Annotated in this window: 27 protein-coding genes; 13 read left to right on the top strand and 14 right to left on the bottom strand. The window is 65.8% G+C overall.

Annotated elements, in window-relative coordinates; all coding sequences use genetic code 11:
- The first annotated feature begins 63 nt into the window (after positions 1–63).
- Positions 64–507: an Rv3235 family protein gene (locus NFL01S_RS28320; RefSeq protein ID WP_062979374.1), complete on the top strand. Its 444-nt coding sequence runs from the start codon at positions 64–66 to the stop codon at positions 505–507.
- A 72-nt stretch (positions 508–579) separates the two neighbouring features.
- On the opposite strand, the gene NFL01S_RS28325 is transcribed toward NFL01S_RS28320, so the two are convergent.
- Together NFL01S_RS28325 and NFL01S_RS28330 are read right to left on the bottom strand one after the other, a co-directional pair.
- A complete protein-coding gene (locus tag NFL01S_RS28325; RefSeq protein ID WP_062979375.1) occupies positions 580–1,023 on the bottom strand; it encodes a PIN domain-containing protein in 444 nt (147 codons plus the stop codon).
- Positions 1,020–1,250 carry a ribbon-helix-helix domain-containing protein gene (locus tag NFL01S_RS28330; protein ID WP_062979376.1) on the bottom strand — a complete coding sequence of 77 codons (231 nt, stop codon included), beginning with the start codon at positions 1,248–1,250 and terminating at the stop codon, positions 1,020–1,022. The genes NFL01S_RS28325 and NFL01S_RS28330 overlap by 4 nt, the downstream gene beginning before the upstream one ends.
- Before the next feature lie 464 nt (positions 1,251–1,714).
- Here NFL01S_RS28330 and NFL01S_RS28335 point away from each other — a divergent pair, with 464 nt between their 5' ends.
- The 3 genes from NFL01S_RS28335 (at position 1,715) to ybiA (ending at position 4,008) form a co-directional block, all read left to right on the top strand.
- Positions 1,715–2,545 (top strand): SAM-dependent methyltransferase, encoded by an 831-nt coding sequence (locus NFL01S_RS28335; protein ID WP_062979377.1) that lies wholly within the window; start codon positions 1,715–1,717, stop codon positions 2,543–2,545.
- Positions 2,546–2,586: 41 nt separating this feature from the next.
- The gene (locus tag NFL01S_RS28340) at positions 2,587–3,342 is read left to right on the top strand and encodes an SDR family oxidoreductase (protein ID WP_062979536.1); all 756 of its coding nucleotides are present in this window, start codon (positions 2,587–2,589) and stop codon (positions 3,340–3,342) included.
- 117 nt (positions 3,343–3,459) lie between these two features.
- Entirely contained in the window at positions 3,460–4,008 is a 549-nt protein-coding gene (gene ybiA / locus NFL01S_RS28345) for a riboflavin biosynthesis intermediates N-glycosidase (protein WP_084493325.1), read from the top strand.
- A gap of 42 nt (positions 4,009–4,050) precedes the next feature.
- Here ybiA and NFL01S_RS28350 read toward each other — a convergent pair whose 3' ends face one another.
- Positions 4,051–4,464, bottom strand: a complete 414-nt coding sequence (locus tag NFL01S_RS28350; RefSeq protein ID WP_062979378.1) for a VOC family protein — start codon at positions 4,462–4,464, stop codon at positions 4,051–4,053.
- A gap of 116 nt (positions 4,465–4,580) precedes the next feature.
- On the opposite strand from NFL01S_RS28350, the gene NFL01S_RS28355 reads away from it, so the two are divergent.
- Together NFL01S_RS28355 and NFL01S_RS28360 are read left to right on the top strand one after the other, a co-directional pair.
- Positions 4,581–5,177, top strand: coding sequence for a TetR/AcrR family transcriptional regulator (locus NFL01S_RS28355; protein WP_062979379.1), 597 nt, complete (start codon positions 4,581–4,583; stop codon positions 5,175–5,177).
- A gap of 109 nt (positions 5,178–5,286) precedes the next feature.
- Entirely contained in the window at positions 5,287–6,489 is a 1,203-nt protein-coding gene (locus tag NFL01S_RS28360) for a cytochrome P450 (protein ID WP_062979380.1), read from the top strand.
- 69 nt (positions 6,490–6,558) lie between these two features.
- Here NFL01S_RS28360 and NFL01S_RS28365 read toward each other — a convergent pair whose 3' ends face one another.
- The 6 genes from NFL01S_RS28365 to NFL01S_RS34005 all read right to left on the bottom strand — a co-directional run bounded on the left by NFL01S_RS28365 (position 6,559) and on the right by NFL01S_RS34005 (position 11,234).
- Complete coding sequence (locus NFL01S_RS28365; RefSeq protein WP_062979381.1) at positions 6,559–7,068, bottom strand: GNAT family N-acetyltransferase; 510 nt, start codon at positions 7,066–7,068, stop codon at positions 6,559–6,561.
- Between the two features lie 46 nt (positions 7,069–7,114).
- The gene (locus NFL01S_RS28370; protein ID WP_245670927.1) at positions 7,115–7,978 is read right to left on the bottom strand and encodes a phosphotransferase family protein; all 864 of its coding nucleotides are present in this window, start codon (positions 7,976–7,978) and stop codon (positions 7,115–7,117) included.
- Positions 7,979–8,111: 133 nt separating this feature from the next.
- Positions 8,112–9,032, bottom strand: a complete 921-nt coding sequence (locus NFL01S_RS28375) for an ESX secretion-associated protein EspG (protein ID WP_063916074.1) — start codon at positions 9,030–9,032, stop codon at positions 8,112–8,114.
- Positions 9,029–10,282, bottom strand: a complete 1,254-nt coding sequence (locus NFL01S_RS28380; protein WP_062979382.1) for a hypothetical protein — start codon at positions 10,280–10,282, stop codon at positions 9,029–9,031. Before NFL01S_RS28380 ends, NFL01S_RS28375 begins: the two co-directional genes overlap by 4 nt.
- A 2-nt stretch (positions 10,283–10,284) precedes the next feature.
- Positions 10,285–10,662, bottom strand: a complete 378-nt coding sequence (locus tag NFL01S_RS28385) for a hypothetical protein (RefSeq protein WP_062979383.1) — start codon at positions 10,660–10,662, stop codon at positions 10,285–10,287.
- A 62-nt stretch (positions 10,663–10,724) separates the two neighbouring features.
- On the bottom strand, positions 10,725–11,234 hold the full coding sequence (locus NFL01S_RS34005) for a DUF3558 domain-containing protein (RefSeq protein ID WP_245670942.1): 510 nt from the start codon (positions 11,232–11,234) through the stop codon (positions 10,725–10,727).
- On the opposite strand from NFL01S_RS34005, the gene NFL01S_RS37210 reads away from it, so the two are divergent.
- The gene (locus tag NFL01S_RS37210; protein WP_245670946.1) at positions 11,176–11,325 is read left to right on the top strand and encodes a hypothetical protein; all 150 of its coding nucleotides are present in this window, start codon (positions 11,176–11,178) and stop codon (positions 11,323–11,325) included. The genes NFL01S_RS34005 and NFL01S_RS37210 overlap by 59 nt on opposite strands.
- Before the next feature lie 135 nt (positions 11,326–11,460).
- Here the strand turns inward: NFL01S_RS37210 and NFL01S_RS34865 are convergent, their stop codons facing one another.
- The 3 genes from NFL01S_RS34865 to NFL01S_RS28400 form a co-directional block, all read right to left on the bottom strand.
- Positions 11,461–11,733, bottom strand: a complete 273-nt coding sequence (locus tag NFL01S_RS34865; protein WP_307616037.1) for a DUF397 domain-containing protein — start codon at positions 11,731–11,733, stop codon at positions 11,461–11,463.
- Positions 11,664–12,545, bottom strand: a complete 882-nt coding sequence (locus tag NFL01S_RS28395; RefSeq protein ID WP_062979385.1) for a helix-turn-helix domain-containing protein — start codon at positions 12,543–12,545, stop codon at positions 11,664–11,666. The genes NFL01S_RS34865 and NFL01S_RS28395 overlap by 70 nt, the downstream gene beginning before the upstream one ends.
- Before the next feature lie 339 nt (positions 12,546–12,884).
- A complete protein-coding gene (locus NFL01S_RS28400) occupies positions 12,885–13,514 on the bottom strand; it encodes a TetR/AcrR family transcriptional regulator (RefSeq protein WP_245670928.1) in 630 nt (209 codons plus the stop codon).
- 364 nt (positions 13,515–13,878) lie between these two features.
- Between NFL01S_RS28400 and NFL01S_RS28405 the strand changes: the two genes are divergently transcribed.
- From NFL01S_RS28405 to NFL01S_RS28420, 4 genes are all read left to right on the top strand, one after another.
- Entirely contained in the window at positions 13,879–14,673 is a 795-nt protein-coding gene (locus NFL01S_RS28405; protein WP_245670943.1) for a quinone oxidoreductase family protein, read from the top strand.
- Positions 14,674–15,003: 330 nt separating this feature from the next.
- A complete protein-coding gene (locus tag NFL01S_RS28410) occupies positions 15,004–15,279 on the top strand; it encodes a hypothetical protein (protein ID WP_157117040.1) in 276 nt (91 codons plus the stop codon).
- Entirely contained in the window at positions 15,276–15,827 is a 552-nt protein-coding gene (locus NFL01S_RS28415; RefSeq protein WP_062979388.1) for a hypothetical protein, read from the top strand. The genes NFL01S_RS28410 and NFL01S_RS28415 overlap by 4 nt, the downstream gene beginning before the upstream one ends.
- Before the next feature lie 279 nt (positions 15,828–16,106).
- A complete protein-coding gene (locus tag NFL01S_RS28420; protein WP_062979389.1) occupies positions 16,107–16,727 on the top strand; it encodes an antibiotic biosynthesis monooxygenase in 621 nt (206 codons plus the stop codon).
- Positions 16,728–16,746: 19 nt separating this feature from the next.
- Here the strand turns inward: NFL01S_RS28420 and NFL01S_RS28425 are convergent, their stop codons facing one another.
- Entirely contained in the window at positions 16,747–17,136 is a 390-nt protein-coding gene (locus tag NFL01S_RS28425) for a winged helix-turn-helix transcriptional regulator (RefSeq protein WP_062979390.1), read from the bottom strand.
- 79 nt (positions 17,137–17,215) lie between these two features.
- Here NFL01S_RS28425 and NFL01S_RS28430 point away from each other — a divergent pair, with 79 nt between their 5' ends.
- Positions 17,216–17,626, top strand: coding sequence for a RidA family protein (locus tag NFL01S_RS28430; protein WP_062979391.1), 411 nt, complete (start codon positions 17,216–17,218; stop codon positions 17,624–17,626).
- Between the two features lie 87 nt (positions 17,627–17,713).
- Here NFL01S_RS28430 and NFL01S_RS28435 read toward each other — a convergent pair whose 3' ends face one another.
- Positions 17,714–19,060, bottom strand: coding sequence for a PucR family transcriptional regulator (locus tag NFL01S_RS28435; protein WP_062979392.1), 1,347 nt, complete (start codon positions 19,058–19,060; stop codon positions 17,714–17,716).
- Between the two features lie 225 nt (positions 19,061–19,285).
- Between NFL01S_RS28435 and NFL01S_RS28440 the strand changes: the two genes are divergently transcribed.
- On the top strand, positions 19,286–20,068 hold the full coding sequence (locus tag NFL01S_RS28440; protein ID WP_062979393.1) for a MerR family transcriptional regulator: 783 nt from the start codon (positions 19,286–19,288) through the stop codon (positions 20,066–20,068).
- Positions 20,069–20,073 lie beyond the last annotated feature (5 nt).

Below are 20,073 nucleotides of genomic sequence, written 5' to 3' on the forward strand. Positions count from 1 at the left end.
AAACCGGAGCCGAGCGAATCGTCCGGTGCAGTCTCCGCTACACCGGCATCTACTTGTGTACCCGTGGAAACACCCGCTGGTTGCCGTCCCCGTCTCGACCGTAATTCCCTGCGCGCCAACCGCAGCGCACCGGCGGGGATCCGCCGGGCACACCGCGCCGGGCATACCGCCGACGCCTGCGCCGAACCGGCCGAAGCCCGAGAATTCGCCGGCAGGGCCATACGCATCCTGCTGGAGGTCCTGGACCGCCGTCGCCCGGTCGCGCAACTGAACACCCTGTGCGCGCCCGCCTTGGTACACACGGTCGGTGCCCTGGTTGCCGGTGACCACGCCCCCAGCCGCACACTGGGCGCCGCAGTACTCACCAAGTTCCGCTTGTTCCCCGCCGACGACCACGCCTACGAACTGATAGCCATGTACCAGCGCGGCCCCCGCCGGCTCGCCCTCGCCGGCCGAGCCGAACACACGGCCACCGGCTGGAAGCTGACCGCTTTACGCCTGACCTGATCCTCCGGGCGCGATATGTTCGCCGACCAAACGTCAGTGCAGAGTCGTAGGCCGAATCGCTGCTTGGAACAGTTACCCGTCCTGGAGCAGCAGTCGGAACGCGCGGTGGCCAGGAGTGAGCGGGCGGACGGCGCGGAAATCCTTCTCGTCGAGCGTCAAGACGTCATTGGTGAGGTAGCGCTCGGCAAGTACCACATTGACGGCATCGGCTAGGTCGAGGCGAAGCCCTCGATACTGTCCGATGACCTGCTGCGCGACCCGGATATCGGAACGGTCCACCGCCGGGATGAGCACCGAGCCCTCTTCCGCCGAGGTCAAAATATCGTCCAGGACGACGTCCGCGATTCTGCGATCCTTGCCGAAGCGGGCGATCAGCAAATGGTCGATCTCGTCGAGTACCAGCGGCGATATGACCGCGACCGAGGTGGCCAGAAGGTCGCGAGCGCGCTCGTGTAGTTCGGCGGCGCGATCGTAGGCCGCGATGATCGCTGAGGTGTCGGCGACGAAGAAGCTCACCGTTCGTATGCTTCGCCGAGCGCGGTCTCGCTCTCGGCGGCAAAACCGGGGTCTCCGGAATCGAAGCTCGGCCAAGGCCGAGTTCGCCGGACGGTACGGGATCGCAGCAAGACCAGGGCGATCCCCTCCCGGATCAGGTCGGCCTCCGACCGCCCGGATTCTTCCGCAGCGGCCTTGAGGCGTGTGGCTTGCTCCGCCTCCAAATAAACGCTGGTCTTGGTCTTCATAAGATATAGGGTACTACGTAGGGCATGGCTTGTTCGGTGAGCAGCCGGTCCGGTGAACGTTATCGGGCTGGGCCCGGCACGGTTCTTGCCGTTCGCGCAACAATCGTTGGGGCGATATGACGGCGCTGTACGCGTCGGTTGCCGCTATGGCCGCCGAATCCGGCGGGGCGTGATATCGGCCCTCTGCGCATGACGATGGCCGGTGCGGGGCAACTGGCAGAGACCGCCGCCGTCGGAGTCGGTACCGGCTCGGCGCACGCGGTGCAGAACCACCGGCGTCAGGCGTTGTCCGAAAGCCTGCGGACCGGTGAGCCTGTATCAGCTTTCCAGTTGCTGCGAGGTGATCCGATCTGACCGGCCCGGCGGCTGCGTCGAGGGGACGGGACCACCGTGGTTGTGGGTACAGAGGTCCGCCCGACTGCATACCATGAGGGCACGGGAGGCTCCGGCGACGGGAGAGCGTGATGAACGACTGTGCGGGCGTTGTGGATCCGAATACACCGAGCATCGCGCGGGTGTACGACTATCTGCTCGGGGGGAAGGACAACTACCCGGTCGATCAGAAGATCGGCGATCATTTCAAGGTCGATCTGCCAGGCTCGGTGGCCATCGCCTTCGGGAACTGGCAGGCGCTGGTGCGGGGGGTGCGCGATATCGCCCGTAGTGGGGTGAAACAGTTCATCGACCTGGGCAGTGGTCTGCCGACGGCCGATAACGTGCACCAGGTCGCGGCGCGGTACACCGACGGGGCGAAGGTCGTCTATATCGACAACGATCCCATTGTCCTGGCGCACGGCCGATCGCTGCTGGCCACCGACGACAGCACCACCGCGGTCCAGGCAGATGTGCGCGAGCCGGAACAGATCCGCAACAGCCAGGAGGTGCGCCGGCTCATCGATTTCGACCAGCCGGTGGCGATGATGTTCAGCGCGATCCTGCACCACCTCGACGACGACGAAGACCCGCGCGGTGTCGTTTCCTACTGGTGCGATCAGATTTCGTCCGGAAGTCAAGTGTTCATTTCGCATTTCCGGTCCGGCGGCAATGCGGAGACCGAGGCGGCGGAACAGAAATTGCAGTCGACGTTCGGGCGCGGCCGCTGGCGCAACGACGACGAAATCCGGGAGCTGTTCGGTGATTTCGAAATACTGGAGCCGAAAATCGTGCCCGCGGTGCTGTGGCGGCCGGATACGGCCGACGAATCCGATACACCGATGAGCAGTATCGGTTCGGCGGACCGGGAACCGACGGTATGGGATCAGCTCATATCGGCCGGGTTGGCCCGCAAATCGTGAGGGCCGAGGCGTTGTATCCAGGAACCACGGGACGGACCTATGTGGTTACGGGTTCGGCTTCGGGTATCGGGGCCGCGACCGCCGCTCTACTGCGCGAACGTGGTGCGTACGTGATCGGCTGCGATCTCGACGACGCGGATATCCGGGCCGACCTGTCCACACCCGCGGGCCGGCGATCGCTGGTGGAGGAGGTCGCCGCGCGCGGCCCGATCGACGCTGTGCTCGCCATCGCCGGAGGCGGTCGGACCGGCCTGCTCGAAACCAATTTCTTCGGTGCGGTCGCGACCCTGGAAGGGCTCCGGCCCTTGCTGGTGCAGAGTCCGGCGCCGCGAGCCGTGGCCATATCGTCGACCTCCGCGCTGTCGCCGATGGACGAACGAGCGGTGCAGGCATGTCTCGACGGTGACGAGGCCGCCGCGGTCTCCTACCTCGAAGCCGATCCGTCGCTCGCCGGGCCGGCCGGTGCCTACGGGGTCGCGAAGCGCGCATTGAACAGATGGGTGCGCAGGGCCGCGCCGACACCGGAATGGGCCGGAGCGGGGATCGCGCTCAATATTGTTGCGCCGGGTGTCGTGGACACTCCGGCAGCCGCGTGGATTTTCGCCGACGAGGCCACCCGGGAGGCGGTGGAATCCGCCGCGCCGCAACCGTTCGGCGGATTTCCGGGTCGACCGGTTTGGGTAGGTGAGCTGATCTGCTGGTTGGCCGGGGCGGACAACCGTTTCGTCACGGGGCAGATCGTTTTCGCCGATGGTGGTGGCGAGGCTGCGGCAGTCGGTGACCTGCACTGGCGCTGATCGCTCGATTGGGCATCGCGGGAGTGTTGTCAGGGGCGGTCCGGCCGTGGCCCGCCCGCGGGGCCGGGGGTGAAAATGCGGTGGCATCCAGCGGGATCTGGGGGCAAACTCTTGTGCATGCAGGCTCGTAGTATCGGCGAATTGATCGCCGCATCCGAGAGTGGACCGGTGAAGTATTTGCCCTTCTGGGGTCATCAGCCGCGCCCGGATGGCGAAATCGGTGCGAGTTACCTGAGTCAATGGTGGCCGGTGCAGTTCACGGTGGACGGTGTGGTTTTCGCGACCGCCGAGCACTACATGATGTGGCGGAAAGCGCTGCTTTTCGACGATTACGATATCGCGGAAAAGATCGTGGCAGCCGCCCATCCGGGTGCGGCCAAGAAGCTCGGCCGGAGTATCCGGGGGTTTGCCGACGAGACCTGGGCGGAACACCGGTTCGGCATCGTGGTGAGTGGAAACCTGGCGAAATTCGGTCAGCACGAGCAATTGTGCCGGTTTCTGTTGAACACCGGGAGCCGGGTTTTGGTGGAAGCCAGTCCGGTGGACCGGATATGGGGTGTCGGGATGACCGCCGACGATCCTCGGATCGAAAACCCTGCCGATTGGCAGGGGCTGAACCTTCTCGGCTTCGCGCTGATGGAGACCCGGGAGAAGTTGCGGGGCTGACGGCCGCCGGGTCGCTCTCGGCCAGGTGGCCCGGCGCGACCGTCAGACCTGGTCGCGGGGCGTGGTCGGGCGGTGCACCCGCAGGTCCACCGGACGGCCGTCGGGATCATGCGTCGTCATGGTCCACTGGGTGGGGAGGGTTTCGATCGGGGCGGCCTCCACTCCGGCGGAGAGCATGACCTCGCGCACGGTGCACAGCTGGTCATAGGTCGCCAGGCGTAGACCCCAGCCGGCTCGGCCGAGTGGGTCCGGACCGGGCGGTGCGGGATCACTTGTTTCCACGAGCATCAGGTGGTCGGCGCCGCCGACGTCGAGTATCGCGATGCGCGGGGCATCCGGCGTGGCGGGGCGTTCGAAAGCGAGCCGGGCGCCGAGGAGCCCGGTATAGAACGCGGTGAGGCGGTCGAGATCTGTTGTCGCCAAGGTCAGATGATTTATTCCGAAAAGATCCGGCATGGTGCGCCGAGCTTAGATCCGGCATTGTGCGATGTCCAGTGTGCGGGCCGCCTGCTTTGTCCTGATCGGGGATGTGTTTACGCTGCTTGTCCGGATATCGGTGGATCGGAGGACAGATGGCCGGCGAAAACGAGACGGGTGGCCGGCGGCGGGATTCCGCGGCTACCCGGGCCGCGATTCTGGGAGCGGCACAGGAATTGTTCGCCGAACGGGGATATGAGCGCACGACGGTGCGTGATATCGCGACCCGGGCGGGTGTGAATCAGGCGTTGCTGTTCCGTTATTTCGGGAACAAGGACGAACTGTTCCGCGCGACCATGACCGATCGGGGCCGGTCGCTGCTCGAGTCCGGGTCTGCGGAGACATTGCTGTCCAGATTGCTGGAGAAATCGCTGGAGCCGAGTGCTGTGGCCGCGCATGGAAATTGGTTGCAGGCGGCGTTGCGGTCGAGTGGGCACGAGGCGAGTGCGTCGGTGATTCGCCGGGAGTTGGGGGAGGAGTACATCCGGGCGCTGGCGTCGCTGACCGAGGGGGAAGGCGCGGAGTTACGGGCCGATCTGCTGCTGGCCTGGTTGCTCGGTATCGGGATGGTGCGTTCGGTGCTGCGCCGGGAGCCGCTGGCCGGTGCAGATCCGGCCGAGATTGCGGGATATGTGCTGCGTGCGGCGGGTGTGCTGCTGGAACGCAACGATCCGGGATTCCCGCCGGAGTAAGGGGATCGCATCGTTGACGCGGGATCCCACACGCCCTTACCCTAGCTAAGTAAGCAGCCGCTTACATCGCTGGGTGTCCGGTCCCCGGGCGCCGCGGAAGGGAGATCGCATGACCGTGAACACCGAGGTGCGCCACTACCCCTTCGGTGCGCCGACACGTCTCGATATGGACCCGCTCTACGCGAGACTGCGCCGCGAGGAGCCGGTCAGCCGGGTCGAGCTGCCCTACGGCGGCCAGGGCTGGCTGGTCACCCGCTACGACGACGTGCGCACGGTGCTCGGCGATCCGCGGTTCAGCCGCGCGGCCACCGTCGGCCGCGAAGATGTCCCGCGCGCCACTCCGGCTCCTGCGCAAGCCGATTCGCTGCTGAGTCTCGACCCGCCCGAGCACAGCCGGCTGCGCAAACTGGTCGCCAAGGCATTCACCGGCCGCCGGGTCGCCGAACTGCGTCCGCGCACCCGGCAGATCGTCGACGAGAAACTCGGCGAAATGGAACGCGCCGGTTCCCCCGCCGACCTGGTGCAGGGCCTGGCCCTGCCGCTACCGGTCACCGTGATCTGCGAAATGCTCGGCGTACCGGCCTCCGAACAGCACCGTTTCCGTGACTTCTCCGACGCGATCCTGTCCACCACCGCCTACACCCGCGAACAGATCGAAGCCGCGCGCGGCTCGCTCGAAGGCTACCTCGCCGAACAGGTCGCCCAGCGCCGCGAACACCCCACCGACGATCTGCTCGGCGCCCTGGTCGCGGCCCGCGACGACGAAGACCGGCTGAGCGAGAAGGAACTGGTCAACCTAGGGGTCGGGATCCTCATCGCGGGCCACGAAACCACCGCCAACCAGATCGCCAACTTCACCTACGTCCTGCTCACCCAGCGCGAATACTGGGATCAGCTGCGCGCCGACCCCGGACTGATCCCGGGCGCGATCGAGGAACTGCTGCGGCACACCCAGCTCGGCGCCGGAGGCGGGCAGCCGCGGGTGGCGACCGAGGACGTGGTGCTCAGCGGGGTCACGGTGCGGGCGGGGGAGGCGGTATTCGTGCACACCCAGTCCGCCAACCGGGACGAGGCCGTATTCGAGGATCCCGAAACGCTCGATCTCACCCGGCAGCGCAATCCGCATATCGCGTTCGGGTACGGTGCGCATCATTGCCTCGGCGCACAGCTGGCGCGGATCGAACTCCAGGTCGCGATGGAGGCTTTGCTGCAACGGTTCCCGGGGTTGCGTCTGGCGGTGCCGGTGGACGAGATCCCATGGAAGTCGGGACTGTTGGTGCGAGGCCCGGAGAAGCTATTCGTCACTTGGTGAGCATTCCGTCGCCGGGCGCCACCGTGCCCGGCGACGGGCGGTGCAGGGGGCCGGTCTGATCGCACGGGATCACGCCGGGTCGGAGGTGATCTTCCGGTGGAAGCACACACGGTCTTGCCCGGGTCCGTCGTAGTCGCGGTGGACCGGTAGCCCTCCGATCTCGAGATCACCTGTCTCCAGCTCGAAACCCATGGCGCGGTGGAATGCGATGGATCCGGTATTCGTGGGCGCGGTGATCGCACGCACTTCGCGGCGGCCGGCCCCGGCGGCGCGCCGGAAGAATTCCTCGTACAAACTGCGCGCGACACCCTGCCCGCGTAGCCGCGGGTCGACTCCGACGAAATGGATATATGCCTCTTCCTGGTTGTCGGCGGCATAGAAGCCGACGAGAAACGCCGTGATCCCGGTGTCGTCCTCCTGCACGAGACTGGTGTGGGAGAAGAACTGCAGGAACAGTTTGGGTAGTAGCAGGGAGAGTTCCCGGGCTTGTTCGGGTGTGCGTGAGTCGCCCCACCACCGCTGCACACATTCGACGATCGTGTGATGGTCCGACAGATGCGCCCGGCGCATATCCGGCATATCCGCTCCCTTCGACTGGACGACCCCACGGCCTCGCGCGGCGCCGCTACCGCCCGGAACCGGCGACCGTGGACCAGCTCATCATTCTGGCAATCATCCGACGACCGTGCTCCTCGAAGGGACTGTCGCCTATCTCATGGGCCCAGACCACCGTTGTGATCGCCTGATACGTCCACTCGAGTGCGAGAACCTCGATATCTTCCTCGCCGAACTCGCGTCCGAGTCCGGCGGTGAACGCTGCGGCCAGATCCGGTCTTGCGGCGAACTGCTGGGACTGTAACCGCACCAGGTCACTGGTCCAATGCCGCTGCTCCGCGCGGCCGAAGTCGATCACCGCGAACTCGTCGTTGTGGAGTAACCAATTACGCGGATGGTAGTCACCGTGGGTGAACGACAGTCGCACCGGCCGAGAAACTGTGCTCGTCAGTCGTTTCCGGAGCTCGTCGAGATGCCCGGCGGGAACCAGTCCGGCGGCATCGGCGACCGACCGAAGCCCTCGATCCCGCAGCCTGTCGACGTAATCCGGTGATACCTCTCCCGGAACCAGCAGGGTATCGAGTACCTGTCCGGCCTTGCGGTAAGTCGTCGGAGCCCATTCCGCCGCAGTACCTGCGACGAGCTCGCCCGGTAGATAGGTGGCGACGAGGATTTTCTCCTCCACGTCGGCGTGTACGAGACGCGGTACCGCAACGGTGGACGAGGACAGGAACGACCGATGTGCCGCGATCTCTCGGTCTATGTGGTGACTTGTCCGGGATGCCTTGACGATGAAGTCGCCGCCGTCTGCACGGATCCGCAGGACCGTCGTATCCTGCAGCGGCCACGAGTGGTCTGCGACGACCTCCCAGCCCGCGAACCAGCTATCCAGTAAAGCACGGTGGGCGTCCGACAGAGCATCTTCTCCCAGCACAGCGACAGCCTAGAGCGCCATCGGTGGCCGAGCATCCCCCGCCTGCGACAGTCCGGCTGATGTTCGATTCGCCCGCCCGGCGAAATCGCCGATGACGCGGCGAGGTCACCGGTCCGCTTGCGAACCCGAAGCTTCAGGCGAGCCAGCCGCGCTGGTTGCGCTCCTGGAAGTACGCGTCATCGGCGTCGATCTCTGCCTGGGAGAGCACTCGTCGTGCGGATGCCTGTGCGGGTAGTTGTGGAGTTTCGCGAGGCACGAACTGCTGCGCGGGCGGTGCACGATGGGGTGTTGTCTGCCGGACAGCGCCGATGGCGTGCTGGACGCGCCGGACGATCTCGTCCGGTGAACCAGGGGCGAGGGTGAATTCTTCGCCGCCGTGTTTGATCAGCAGGTAGCGCCCGTCCTGTGGGAGCAGGTCCATCCAGTGGAAACCGTGCGGGTTACCGGTAGGGCGGGAATCGATCGCGGGGCCCGCGAAGATGCCGATTTCGCCCACACCGGACCGCGGCCGGCGCAAGATCTGGTTGATCTGTTCGATCCGCGATATCCGGCTCGGGTGCCGTGAGTACTCGATCTGTCCGATATCGGACCGGCTGCCGCGGACCGTCGTCGTGAAGCGGCCCGGGGCGCAGCGCGGAAGGCACGCTACGACCCGCGCGGCCAACTCGTGTGGCGCACAGGTTTGCAGATGGATATCGCCGCCGTACTCCTTCGTCGGGCCGGGTGCCTGGACGGCGAGGGTCGCGGACTGCCCCGCGATACCGGCATGGATCCGCACCACCCGTTCGAAACCCCGGTCGTACGCGCCATGGATTTCGATACGGACCTGCGGTTCGAGCAGTACACGGAGAGCACGGAGCATGCTCTCGTCCGCCGAGGCCTGAAGCCGATGCGCCGCCGACACCCGGAACTGTTCGTATTCTTCCGCCGTCGGCGGTGTTTCGCGGGGCCCCAGCGGCAGCACGCGGATGGGGTAAGGCAACCGGTCGCGCTCGAACCGGTGTACCGCCTGGATGAACATCTCCCCGTCCAGGCGCCACTGTAGGTCGTTCACCCGCCGATCACCCCGCCCGGAGGTAATGCCGGCGGCTGGGTGCCGAGAAGTTCGCTACCGCGGTCGTAGATCAGGTAGTCGGGGATTTCGTGTTCGTCGTCGTCCTCGCGGTTACCGCGCGCGGCGCCGGGCGACATCATGCCGGGCATTCCGGTGCGTCCGGCCCGGTTACCGGTATTGGCGGGTGCGGTCGCGGCAGGTGTGCCGGCCGGTTTGTTCGGGTTCTTGCCGGGCACTGTCTGACCGGGGATATGGGGCGCGGCGGTTTGCGGGGCGCCCGACGGCATTCCGGACGGTGTTCCTGCTGGAAGTCCGGGAGTGCCAGGGGCCGTCGGTGATCCGGTTGTCAGAGAAGGAGTCGTCGGGGTCGTCGGGGTCGTCGACTGTGGAGTCGTCGATTGCGGTGTGGTGCTCTGCGGTTCGGTCGACTGCGGTTCGGTGGACTGCGGATCCTCACCGGCCGGCTGCTGCTGCCCGGGGTCCTCGGTGTTCGTGCCGGTGTCGGTGCCGTTGTTGTTCCCGTTGGTGGTGTTGTTGCCCTGCGGGAAGTCGGTGCCCTGCGGTCTACTGCCGTCGTCGACAGGCTTCACCGGCTCGGGCAGCACAGGTGTCTTGCGGTCTACTTGCTCCGCACCCGGCTCGTAGTAGGTGGTCATTACACGGCGAGCCGTATCCTGCGCCTCGTCGGCGCGATACTGAGGGGTTTTGAAAAAGTCGTCGGGCAATATGTTGACCACATTGTCACGAATAGTCACGTTGTCCGGTTCGCCTACCGACGCTTTGGCCTGGCCGAGGTAGGTTTCTATCAGGTCGAGGCTGTGCGCGACCAACCGGAAACTCGCGACCAACGGGATGAGCGAGTTGCTGAACTCCCGGACACCGTTGACGGCGGCAGTGGCGGACTGACCGTTCCAGCCGGTGTCCAGGTCTTCGTTGACTGCTTTGAGAAAGTCTTGATTGGCGGTTTCGGTGAGATCGGCGAGGCTTCGCCACGCCAACGCCTTATCGTTGATCAGCCCCGCGTTGACACCCTGGAGCAGGTCCCAGATCTGCTGATGGGTCATGGCCTCGAAGCCGTCTTTCTCGAGGATCGCGGGCGGCGCGTACTGTCCACCGAAATCGGTGACCAGCCCGAGCCATTCCCCGTTGACCGAGACCCGGTTGTCCCCCCATTTCTTGTCCTGATCCTCGATGAGCCGGCTATCGGTCTCCTGGTTCTGCCGGGCTTCGTCGCCGCCGAAAAAACTCATGGTCAGACCCCCGCATTACCCAGGGCGCTGGACGTGGACTGATCGGTTTCTTCGATCTGCTTGCAGGACAGTTCGAAGGTCTGCTTCATCAGGTTCACGATGTCGATCGCGGTCTTCAAACGGTTTGCCGCCGAATCGGGATCCTCGACCGCCTTCTTGGCGAATTTGTCCCGCAAAAACTGGGCGGACCGCAGACCACCGAAGCCTTCGACAACCTTCAGGTCATCGGTCTGGCTGAGCGCGTCTTCCAGACTGGTTGCGAAGGCATCGCAGTGTGCTGCCAGTTTGGCGGCGATATCGGATTCCATCCGGAGTTCGCCGCTTTCGGCCTGGGTTTTCAGATTCTGCCACTGTTGCAGCATCGCGACCTGCTCGGTCATGTCCTCCCCCTGTGAAACTGTGTCCCGCGACCGTGGGCGGAACAGGTTTTCGTCTGCACCATCTACTCCGGCAAGTACGGTTCCAGCGTCTGCGCGTGTTGGACGGCCAATCCACACGGCGGTGATTCGGGCAGCGAATCCCGCTTGCCGTAGCGCCAATCCGCGTAGATCATCAGTCCGCCCTTCGCCATGGGCAAGCCGACGTAGCAGCGGCGGATGGGGTTCTCGTTGCCTGTGGGGTAGAAGGTGAGACCGGACCGATCATTGATCTGAACTTCGGAAAAGCCGGTCACCTGATCGTTCTGGCGAAACTCGTCCAGCGTGAAGATGAAGGAACCGATCCCGATGAAGTACGGACGACCGTCGGCCGGCTCCCAGGAGCACATACGTACCGCAGCTCGATCGCCAGGGGCGTCGAACCTCGTCGACTTCGTCTCTGGACTGGCTCCCGTTGCCTCCAATGCCTCCGCCGAGAGTTCGGAACATGGATTCCACTCGACGCGCGGCTCCCCGGTGGTTGTACTCGGTCCCGCCGACGCCGACTCCCCACTGACCGTGCATCCGGCGACCAACCCGGCTGCCAGCATCGCGACCACCGCGTTCCCCACTGCCTTTGCGTACTTCCTGCTCGCGGTGCGCATACCCCTCCTGCCCAGCGTGTGAACGATCCACACGAACCAAGGAATCACAATACAGGCAGGCAATCGGCAGGGCACGGACTCTGTCGCCCCCTGTAGTCGGCATCCACCATGTCCAGTCCGATGGACACCACATGCAACTTCCAGTGCAGGTTCGGAGTTAGGCGGAAGTAGCCCCGCCCTTCCCGAGCCACGTAGTAAACGCTGCCCAATCGGTACGCCTGAAAACCAACGCCGGTCCGGCTGCATGTTTCGAGTCGCGGACTCCGACGTTCGTATCCCCCAGCCAGGCGACTTCCACGCACTCGTTGGCCGTACCACTGTGGGACGACTTGAACCATTGTGCGCCCGGTAGTTCGTAGTTCACTGCTCGTATCTCCTTGCCATCTGCCGCAGCAGGTCTCTCGACCGTTGCGCGTCCAGTGTGGCGCACCGAAGAGCTTCATGGATACCGCGGTAACGCTTGACGTCGGCATCTTCCTCGAAAAACATTGCGCCGATGGGCTGCTCACAGAAGACGATCGACGGTTCTGCGCTTTCCGCCGGAAAATCGAGAATGACGTAGGGAAGCACCGGAACCACTTCGCCTGGGAACCCGGCCTCGAAGGGCAAAATGTGTACCGTAACGCCCGGGTAGGTGCCGATATCGGCGATATGTCGTAGCTGAGCAGCCATGACCTCATGCGATCCGACAACCGTGTGGAGAACGGCCTCGTGGAGGACGAATTCGGCGGGGAGGGCCCTCCGCTTACGCGTAAGCAGAATCTTGCGCCGTAGCCTGACGGCAACTCGGCTTTCCAGATCTTCTGGTGTATCGCTCGGGAACAATGGCCGCTCGATTGCCCTGGAATATTGTGCGATCTGTAGCAGACCCGGAATAATCGCCTGTTGATATGAAAAGAGCTGCGCGGCAGCAGATTCAAGCCCGAGATATGTCCGGTATCCAGGAAGCAGCAGATGTCGCGAAGCCTGCCACCACGACTTCGTCGCCGACTGTTGGGCGAGCGCTTTCAGCTCTTCTATGCGTTTCTCGGTGAGTTCGTACAGCTGCCCGAACCCCTCCACATCCCGCAACCGGACCTTCTCGTTGTGGCCCTTCTCGATCCGGATGACCGAGGTCTTGCTCATCTCCATTTCCTGCGCCGCCTGTTCCAGGGTGAACCCCACCGCCTGCCGCGCCTCGCGCAGTGCCCGGCCCAGCTGCCGTCGCGGCAGGGTGGAACCGGACTGTTCGTCTCGTGCCATATCTCCCCTTCCGTCCGTTGGTCCGTGAACGCCCAGGACGCGGTCCGATTCGGACGAATTCGGTTCTCGAAACGGTCCCAACCCTGTGCTTTCGGTACATCATGAATCACGCTGTCTCGCCGCGGAATTCATCGACGTGCCCAGAAAACCCAACCATATGCCCGGGTCCGGCGAAAGCCCTGTGATCAGGAAATATATCCAGAGTCCAACACTCCCGTTCCGTGGTGCAGCGTTGCACGCGAGAAACTGCAACCGGGTATGTCGAACGCGCGGACCGTATCGGAAGGACCGTTCAACCGGCCGGCCACGTCGTCGAGGCGAAACGGGGAACGCGAGCCGTCAGGCGATTGCGTAGTCGCCGAGCGCGGGCTCGAGCAGATCGAACACCTGGGTTGCCTCGTCGATCACGGTGGCCACCATCCGCCCGGGCGACCGGCCCCGAAGTGTGAGCTCCTGGATGCGCTGGAACAGCAGACGGTGGGCAGCGCCGAACTGGGCGGCGGCGGCGCGACGGGTGATGTCGTCGCCGGGCAACACATCGGCCAGCGCCTGCTCACGCAGTTCGTGAAGTTCCCGCAACCGGGCTACCAGTGTCGGACTGTCGGTGACCATACGGCAGAAGTCGGGTCCGGAGAATCCGATCAGTGCGTCGGAACGCTGTGCTGAGGCGATGAATCCGTTGCGCAGAGCCGACAGCACCGACTCGCCGGGTGCCCGGGCGACAGCGATATCCGCGAGCGAGGAGACGAAGTCGTGATGGATGTCCAGCGCCAGGTCCTCTTTGCGCGGAAAGTAGTTCGTCACGGTCTTCTTGGCGACCCGTGCCGTCGCGGCGATCTCGGCGATCGTCGTTGCCTCGAACCCGCGCTGGATGAACAACCGTGTCGCGTGGTCGGAGATCGATTGCCTGGTCTCGCGCTTCTTGGCCTCTCGCAGGCCGAAGGGTTCGGTGCTCACCATCATGAACATACCACCATCGTAAATTTGCGTTTGACATATCTAGTACGTCGAACATAATCTTATGCCGATAGTAAGATTATTGGAGGGAGGTCGAGATGCTGCCTCGAAACAGCTGCTGACCGCGTCTCGGTAGGAACCGGGAGCAACGGCGGCGGAGATGCGGCCAGACCGGGCGGCATCTCCGCCCGCTCACGAATTTGCCAGTTCGCGCGCCGGAGGTTGTTCCGGCACAGCCATCCGAAAGGCATCATCAGTGCGCAAGATTCGCTTTTCCGGGCGTCCGGAACCAGTCGAGGCCCGGCAGCCGGTACCCGGGCCCGGCCAACTGTTGGTACGTACACAGCTGGTCGGAGTCCACCTCGGTCTGGTGCGAATGCTGCGAGCCGGCAACGCATCCGAACCCGGCGGTGAGATGGTGGGCAGAGTGGCCGATGTCGGCCCGGAAGTCCCTGCCGCATGGCTGGGCAAGCGGGTCGGCGGTGTGGTCCTCGAAGGCGTCTACGCCGACTACGTACTCGCCGCCCCGGCGCTGGTCACCGAACTGCCCGCCGATGTCGGTGCCGCCGCCGGCCTCGCGGTGGTCCGCGGCGGCCTGGTGGCGATGGGCGCCGTGCGTTCGGGTGGCGACATTGCGGGCAAGTCACTGCTCATCACCGCCGCCGCAAGCGGAACTGGTCATCTGGCGGTGCAGATCGCACGGGCGCTGGGCGCCAAGCGAATTGTCGGCGCGGTCGGCGCAATCGACAAGGCCGGGTTCGTACGGGAGTGCGGTGCGGACGCCGTGGTGGCGTACGACGATCCGTGGGATGAGCGATTCGACGTGATCGTGGACGGTGTCGGCGGCTCGCTGGTGCCGCGTGCGGTCCGGGCGCTGGCTCCGCGCGGCCGGCTGGTGGCCTACAGCGCCGGTGGCGGCTCGGTCGAGGTCGGTAGCCTGCTCGCGGACCTGAAGACGGTCACCGGATTCTCGATAGGGCTGCTGGCCCGAACGCAGCCGGAGCTGATCGAGTCGTGTCGGTCCCAGCTGTGGAAGTTACTGGCGGACGGTGCGATACGGCCGCAGTACACCGAGTACGCGGTCCATCGCCTCGACGAGGCCATCGCGTCGATCCAGGAACGACGCAACACGGGCCGCGTCGCCCTGCGGATGGACACCTCCGCATTGTGAGCATCAGCAGCGCAGTGCACCATGTCGCGGCCGGTCCGGCCGCCGAACTGCCCGCTGATCGGCATCCGCGTCGGCGTCGGGCCGCCACATCGGGTTCATCCTCGCGGTCGGTCGGGAATACCGGCCTCAATTCCGGGCGGGTACACCGACACCGGCCGCGAGACAGCAGGCGCCGACGTGCAATCGTGAGTACGGAACGGCCCTGATCACGGTCCGATCCGTACTTCTGCGGCCGGTCCGGCGTTCGGCGTGCTGGATGGATGGCTCGGCTCGAACAGGATTGTGCCGCTAGGCATTCACGGCCCGGTTTTCCGGCGCACGATAGCCGCCATGGTCGATCGACAGCGAAATACCGCCCCAGGGCGACTACGGCATCCAGGGGGTAGAACCCACAGCGCCGAACTGGGGGAGTGGCGAGCGGTGTGGCAGCGGGACCGTAATCGGATCCGGATCATCCGGGTGCGCAATCTCGCTCAGGACCGCACTGTGATCGCGGTGCGCGACCTGGATACCGCGCCGGACCTCGCCGATATGCGGGAGCAGTTCCCGGAACTCGCCGCGCTGTGGGATGTGGTCCGGCGCCAGTTCTGGGAGGTCGCCGGATGAGCGGGATTCGATATCCCGATGCCGAAACCGTCGACGAGATCACCGCCCGCTACCTACTGTCCATGCCCACGACGCTGCTGCCCATGCTGTACGGGTTCCGGTTCGACGGTGAAAGTATCGACGCCGAATGCGCCGCAGTCGATCTCGCGGGTGAGCGCGGCGAGGATGAACCCAACCCGATCCATCTGCGCGCCGCGCAATTGCGGAACACGCTGGGGCCGGACATGTTCGGATTCGGACTCGTGTTCGTGGTGTGTGCCGATCAGCTCGAGGAGCGGGCCGAGAACCGGCATATTCCCGAACAGGTCCGGGTCGCGGGCCGGCAGCTGCCAGGGGTGAGCGACCTGATCGTTGCCGTGGTCATGGACGCGGCCGGGCGGCAGTGGTGGGCGGTCGCCGACCGGTACCTGCTCGAGCTGGACCCGGTGCGTATCCACGTTCCAGCCACCGCCGAGTGGCGGATTCCCGGCACGCTCGATGCCTCCTTGTGGACTGCCGCGCTCGCGCTCGACGAAACCAATCACCCGTACCTGCTCCGATGCCGGTGAGGAATCACCGTTACTCCGGCAGGCTGGACGCCATTCACCTGGCCATGGCCCGCGAACCGGTGTGGGACTCGACCGCGCAGGTCGCGTCCGGCGAGCGGCGGGATGACGCCGCTGGAAGCGGTAGGGCCGACCTGGTCGGCGCCCGGTAGCGTCACCGTGAACGCTGGGAGTTGTGAAACGGCGACCGGCCTGCTCTTGTCTGCGCGGCGGTGAGGGAGCAGGGTGAAAGGGGCCGGTGGCGCCACCGGGGTGCCGCCCCGAGCAGAGAGGGGGTGGGTCGTGTTCGCGCGATCTACCAGAATTCAGGCGCGACCCTCCGCTATCGATTCCGGGATCGCGTATATGCGCGATGAAGTCCTGCCCGCGCTGCGGGAGATTCCCGGGTGTATGGGGCTGTCGCTGCTGGTCGACCGGGATACCGGGCATTGCATCGCCACCAGTTCGTGGGAGTCTCGGGAGGCGATGGACGAGAGCAAGGATCGGGTCGCTCCCATCCGCGACCGGGGGCTCGTCACGTTCGGCGGAAGTGCGCAGATCCAGGACTGGGAGATCGCCGGACTGCATCGGGCGCACCGAGTGGGCGAGGGGGCGTGTGCGCGCGCGACCTGGGTGAAGACCGAGCCGAGCCGCATCGATTCGGCCGTGAAGGTGTACAAGTCCGCCACCCTGCCCGCAATGGAGCAGTTGGACGGATTCTGCAGTGCGAGTCTGATGGTCAACCGCCGGACGGGCCGCGCGGTCTCGTGTACCAGCTACGACAGTGCCGCGGCGATGCGGGCGAGCCGGGAGCAGTCGGCGTCACTGCGGGTGGATGCGGCCCGGCAGGCCGGGGTGGAAGCACTCGACGTGCGGGAATTCGAATTGGCGCTCGCACATCTGCGGGTCCCGGAGATGGCCTGACGGCTCAGGGGGCGCGGTGCTACAGCTCCGGTTGAACCGCCTCCAGCCGGTCGTCGAATTCCGCCCGGGCGCGTTCGACCTCGGGCAAGGTGCCCGTCGCCCAGTTCAGGAGTGCGTCGAGGAGGTCCTGTAAGGACCGGCCGAGCGGTGTCAGGCGGTATTCGACGGCGACGGGGCGGGTGCTGGTGACGATCCGCTCGATCATCCCGTTGCGTTCGAGGCGGCGCAGGGCGGTGGTGAGCGATTTCTGGGTCACGACCGGTATGGCCCGGCGGAGGCCGTTGAAGCGCAGCGGTCCGTGCTCGCACAAGGCATCGAGGATCCGCAACGACCATTTGTCGAGCACCTGATCGAGCAGATCGCGGTGCTGTGCGGTGAGCTGCGGGGCCGGTGCGGTGGTTTCCATCATGAAACCTAGTCTCGTTGAAGTTCCCTTCGTGCACCAGGTAGACATCAGATACCTGCTTCGACCAGCGAAAGGGACAACCATGGCAGTGCAGCTGCTCACCCCCGAAGGTATGTTCGCCCCCGTTCCGTATCACCACGTTTCCATCGCCACCGGCGCCCGCCAGGTGCACGTCGCCGGACAGATCGCACGCGACGCCGACGGTAATCCCGTCGCGACAGGCGACCTCGCCGGCCAGGTCGCGCACGCCCTGCGCAGTACGGCGCGCGGCCTCGCGGGGGCGGGCGCGACCTTCGCCGATGTCGTCCGCCTGCGGTTCTTCGTCACGAACTGGAGCCCGGACAAGGACGACGACTTCGTCGCGGGTATCGACAGCGTCGTGGACGAGCTGGGGATACCCCGGCCGCTACCACCGCTGTCGGCGATCGGTGTGGACTACCTCTTCGAACCGGATGTGCTGGTCGAGGTCGAGGCATACGCCGTCCTCGACTGATCGCCAGCATCCGGGGTTCCGGGCGGGCTCCGCGACGAGTCGGCGCCCGGAACGACGGACTGCACAGCAGGCAAAGGATCCCGTCGCCTAACCGAGGGCTCCTACGGGGGCGACCGGTGGTCCGGACGCCGGAAGGACGGCCGCGGAGGCTACGAGGTGCCCGGGATTCTCGAGAGGGGCCGGTGCGGACAAATCCGGGCCGGACCGGACGGTTTCGTAGGCATGGGCGATGAGGGCGGCTTGTAGCTGCCACAGGCCTTCGGCATCCGCGGGATCCAGTCCGGTGAGCCGGGCGATACGACGCAATCGGTAGTCGATGGTGTTGGCGTGGATGTAGAGGGCGCGGGCGGTGCGTTTACGGTTGCGGTCATTGGCCAGGTGGGTGGACAGCGTCTGCAGCAACTCGGGCTGGGCAAGCAGCGGGTCCAGCGATTTCGCCAGGCGGCGCCGGGCCGGGCCGGGACGGGTGATCTGGTACTCCACGGCGAGATCGGCCATCCCGTACAAGCGGGCGGGACGGTTCAGGCGCTGTGCGAGGTCGAGTAGTTCATGTGCGCGCCGGGTCGCTTCGGGGATCTGGTCGCGGCGAGCGTGGACCACGGTGGCCAGCAGCGGGTCGCCCGCGGCCATCCGCAGACGCTCGAACAGCCGCGCGGCGGTGGCGTCGTCGTGCGAAACCGAGGGGATCAGCACGGTGCCGCCTTCCTCGCTGAGCCGTGCCGGCGGCACATCGTCGCCCATGGTCAGCTCACCGCGCAGACGTCGCAGCCGGCGGAGCGCGCCCACGGGATCGTGTCCATCGTCGACGGTCTCGTTCGCCGGACCGCTGAGGGTCAGGGCGAGTACCGCGTATGCCTCCGCACCGCGGAATCCGCACTCACGCGCCAACTCCGGCGTGCTTGTCCCAGCGATCAAAGCCGCTGCCAGGGCTTCCGCACCGGCCTGGCGCATGGCCGTATTGGTACGCAGTTCGCGCATGTAGGCGCTGGTGAAAGTGGTGATCACGCCGTCCAGAACCTCGGCCAGCCGTTGGCCGGCCACGACGAGTGCCCGGCTGTCGGTGCCGTCGGCATGCCGGGCGAGCAGATCCAGAACGAAACGGAACCCGACGTGGGTGGCGTGCTGCACGGCTTCCAGCGCCACGCCGTCGGCGGCCCAATCGGCGATCTTTTCCTGAACCGGCTCGGGCATTCGACCGGCCGCGCGACCTTGTAGCGCCGCGGCCACCAGTTCCAGGCATCCGGCCACTACCTCGCCGGCTTCGCGCCGCGCGACGCCACACGGCAGTACCGCCCCGGGCGCGGCACCGCCGCCTCCACGGGCGAGATGGTCCAGCAACTGCTGGGATAGTCGCCGCGGCCGGGGCAGATGCGCGATCGCCGGCAATCCGGCGATCTCGAGTTCCCTGCTTGTGCGAGGGGTGTTCGTCAGCACTGACCTCGGCCTCCTTACCGCCGAACTGCGCGGGTCCCCTGTGCCGGCTCGGTCCGCCGGCGCCCATCTGTATCAGTAGGAACTGTAACCGTCGGTGACCCATGCCACAACATTCCCGCGGTTACCCGCGCCCGGCCCGGACGATCCGGTAGTAGAAACCACCATCTACTGAGACAGTGCCGCTAAGATTGCCGAAACTGCGGCTCGCAGGCGAGGAGCGGGAGGATGAGAATGACGCAACATCCGCACGAGTATCGGGTCGCGGAGCTGGCCGAGGCCGCCGGCGTCGCGGTGCGGACTGTGCGCTATTACCAGGACAGGGGCCTGCTCGACGCCCCGCGGCGTCAGGGGCGCCACGCCGTATACAACGAGGCCCATCTCGAACGTTTGCGACTCATCGCCGACCTGCTCGGCCGCGGCCACAGCCTCGACGGTATCGCCGATCTGCTGACAAGCGCCGAGCACGGCGGCGGAGTATCGGAGCTGCTGGGATTCGAAACAGCGGCATCACAAACCTGGGGAGACGGGGAAGTCACCCTGGACTTCGACCAGATGATGACACGTTTCGGCGAACAAGCCACTCCCGAGGCCATCACCGAGGCAATTGCGCTGGGCTACCTGCGTATCGAGGAAGACCGCTTCGTCTACTCCAGCGGACGGCTGCTCGAGGCCGCGACCGCCTTCGTGGCGGCCGGTATTCCGCTGCGCTCGGTCCTCGCCCTGAGCTGGGAACTGGAAGCGGCGTTCGACCGGATGGCCTTCGCCTTCGTCCGGGAATTCCGGGTCAACCTCGTCGACCCGATATCGGAGAACCCGGCCCCCGAGCGGCTGAACGAGCTCGCCGGGGCACTCGCCCAGCTACGCCCGGCGGTCCGCCAGGTCGCCGATGAACTGCTCGCCCGAGCCATGGACCGCCGAATCCACCTCGACCTGCCCGAAGTGTCCCAGCAGTTGAGCCGGGCCGCGCACACCGAACCAGCCCCTTCGGGCGACACCGCGCAGCGGTAGGAGAC

The sequence above is a fragment of the Nocardia flavorosea NBRC 108225 genome, from assembly GCF_001613385.1.
Taxonomy (GTDB): domain Bacteria; phylum Actinomycetota; class Actinomycetes; order Mycobacteriales; family Mycobacteriaceae; genus Nocardia; species Nocardia flavorosea.

Bases quoted from the DNA above. Each gene is read 5' to 3' on its own strand.
- NFL01S_RS28330 (WP_062979376.1), bottom strand. From the start codon at position 1,250: ATGAAGACCAAGACCAGCGTTTATTTGGAGGCGGAGCAAGCCACACGC.
- NFL01S_RS28335 (WP_062979377.1), top strand. From the start codon at position 1,715: ATGAACGACTGTGCGGGCGTTGTGGATCCGAATACACCGAGCATCGCG.
- ybiA (WP_084493325.1), top strand. From the start codon at position 3,460: ATGCAGGCTCGTAGTATCGGCGAATTGATCGCCGCATCCGAGAGTGGA.
- NFL01S_RS28350 (WP_062979378.1), bottom strand. From the start codon at position 4,464: ATGCCGGATCTTTTCGGAATAAATCATCTGACCTTGGCGACAACAGAT.
- NFL01S_RS28355 (WP_062979379.1), top strand. From the start codon at position 4,581: ATGGCCGGCGAAAACGAGACGGGTGGCCGGCGGCGGGATTCCGCGGCT.
- NFL01S_RS28360 (WP_062979380.1), top strand. From the start codon at position 5,287: ATGACCGTGAACACCGAGGTGCGCCACTACCCCTTCGGTGCGCCGACA.
- NFL01S_RS28365 (WP_062979381.1), bottom strand. From the start codon at position 7,068: ATGCCGGATATGCGCCGGGCGCATCTGTCGGACCATCACACGATCGTC.
- NFL01S_RS28380 (WP_062979382.1), bottom strand. From the start codon at position 10,282: ATGAGTTTTTTCGGCGGCGACGAAGCCCGGCAGAACCAGGAGACCGAT.
- NFL01S_RS28385 (WP_062979383.1), bottom strand. From the start codon at position 10,662: ATGACCGAGCAGGTCGCGATGCTGCAACAGTGGCAGAATCTGAAAACC.
- NFL01S_RS28395 (WP_062979385.1), bottom strand. From the start codon at position 12,545: ATGGCACGAGACGAACAGTCCGGTTCCACCCTGCCGCGACGGCAGCTG.
- NFL01S_RS28400 (WP_245670928.1), bottom strand. From the start codon at position 13,514: ATGTTCATGATGGTGAGCACCGAACCCTTCGGCCTGCGAGAGGCCAAG.
- NFL01S_RS28405 (WP_245670943.1), top strand. From the start codon at position 13,879: ATGCTGCGAGCCGGCAACGCATCCGAACCCGGCGGTGAGATGGTGGGC.
- NFL01S_RS28410 (WP_157117040.1), top strand. From the start codon at position 15,004: ATGGTCGATCGACAGCGAAATACCGCCCCAGGGCGACTACGGCATCCA.
- NFL01S_RS28415 (WP_062979388.1), top strand. From the start codon at position 15,276: ATGAGCGGGATTCGATATCCCGATGCCGAAACCGTCGACGAGATCACC.
- NFL01S_RS28425 (WP_062979390.1), bottom strand. From the start codon at position 17,136: ATGATGGAAACCACCGCACCGGCCCCGCAGCTCACCGCACAGCACCGC.
- NFL01S_RS28430 (WP_062979391.1), top strand. From the start codon at position 17,216: ATGGCAGTGCAGCTGCTCACCCCCGAAGGTATGTTCGCCCCCGTTCCG.
- NFL01S_RS28440 (WP_062979393.1), top strand. From the start codon at position 19,286: ATGAGAATGACGCAACATCCGCACGAGTATCGGGTCGCGGAGCTGGCC.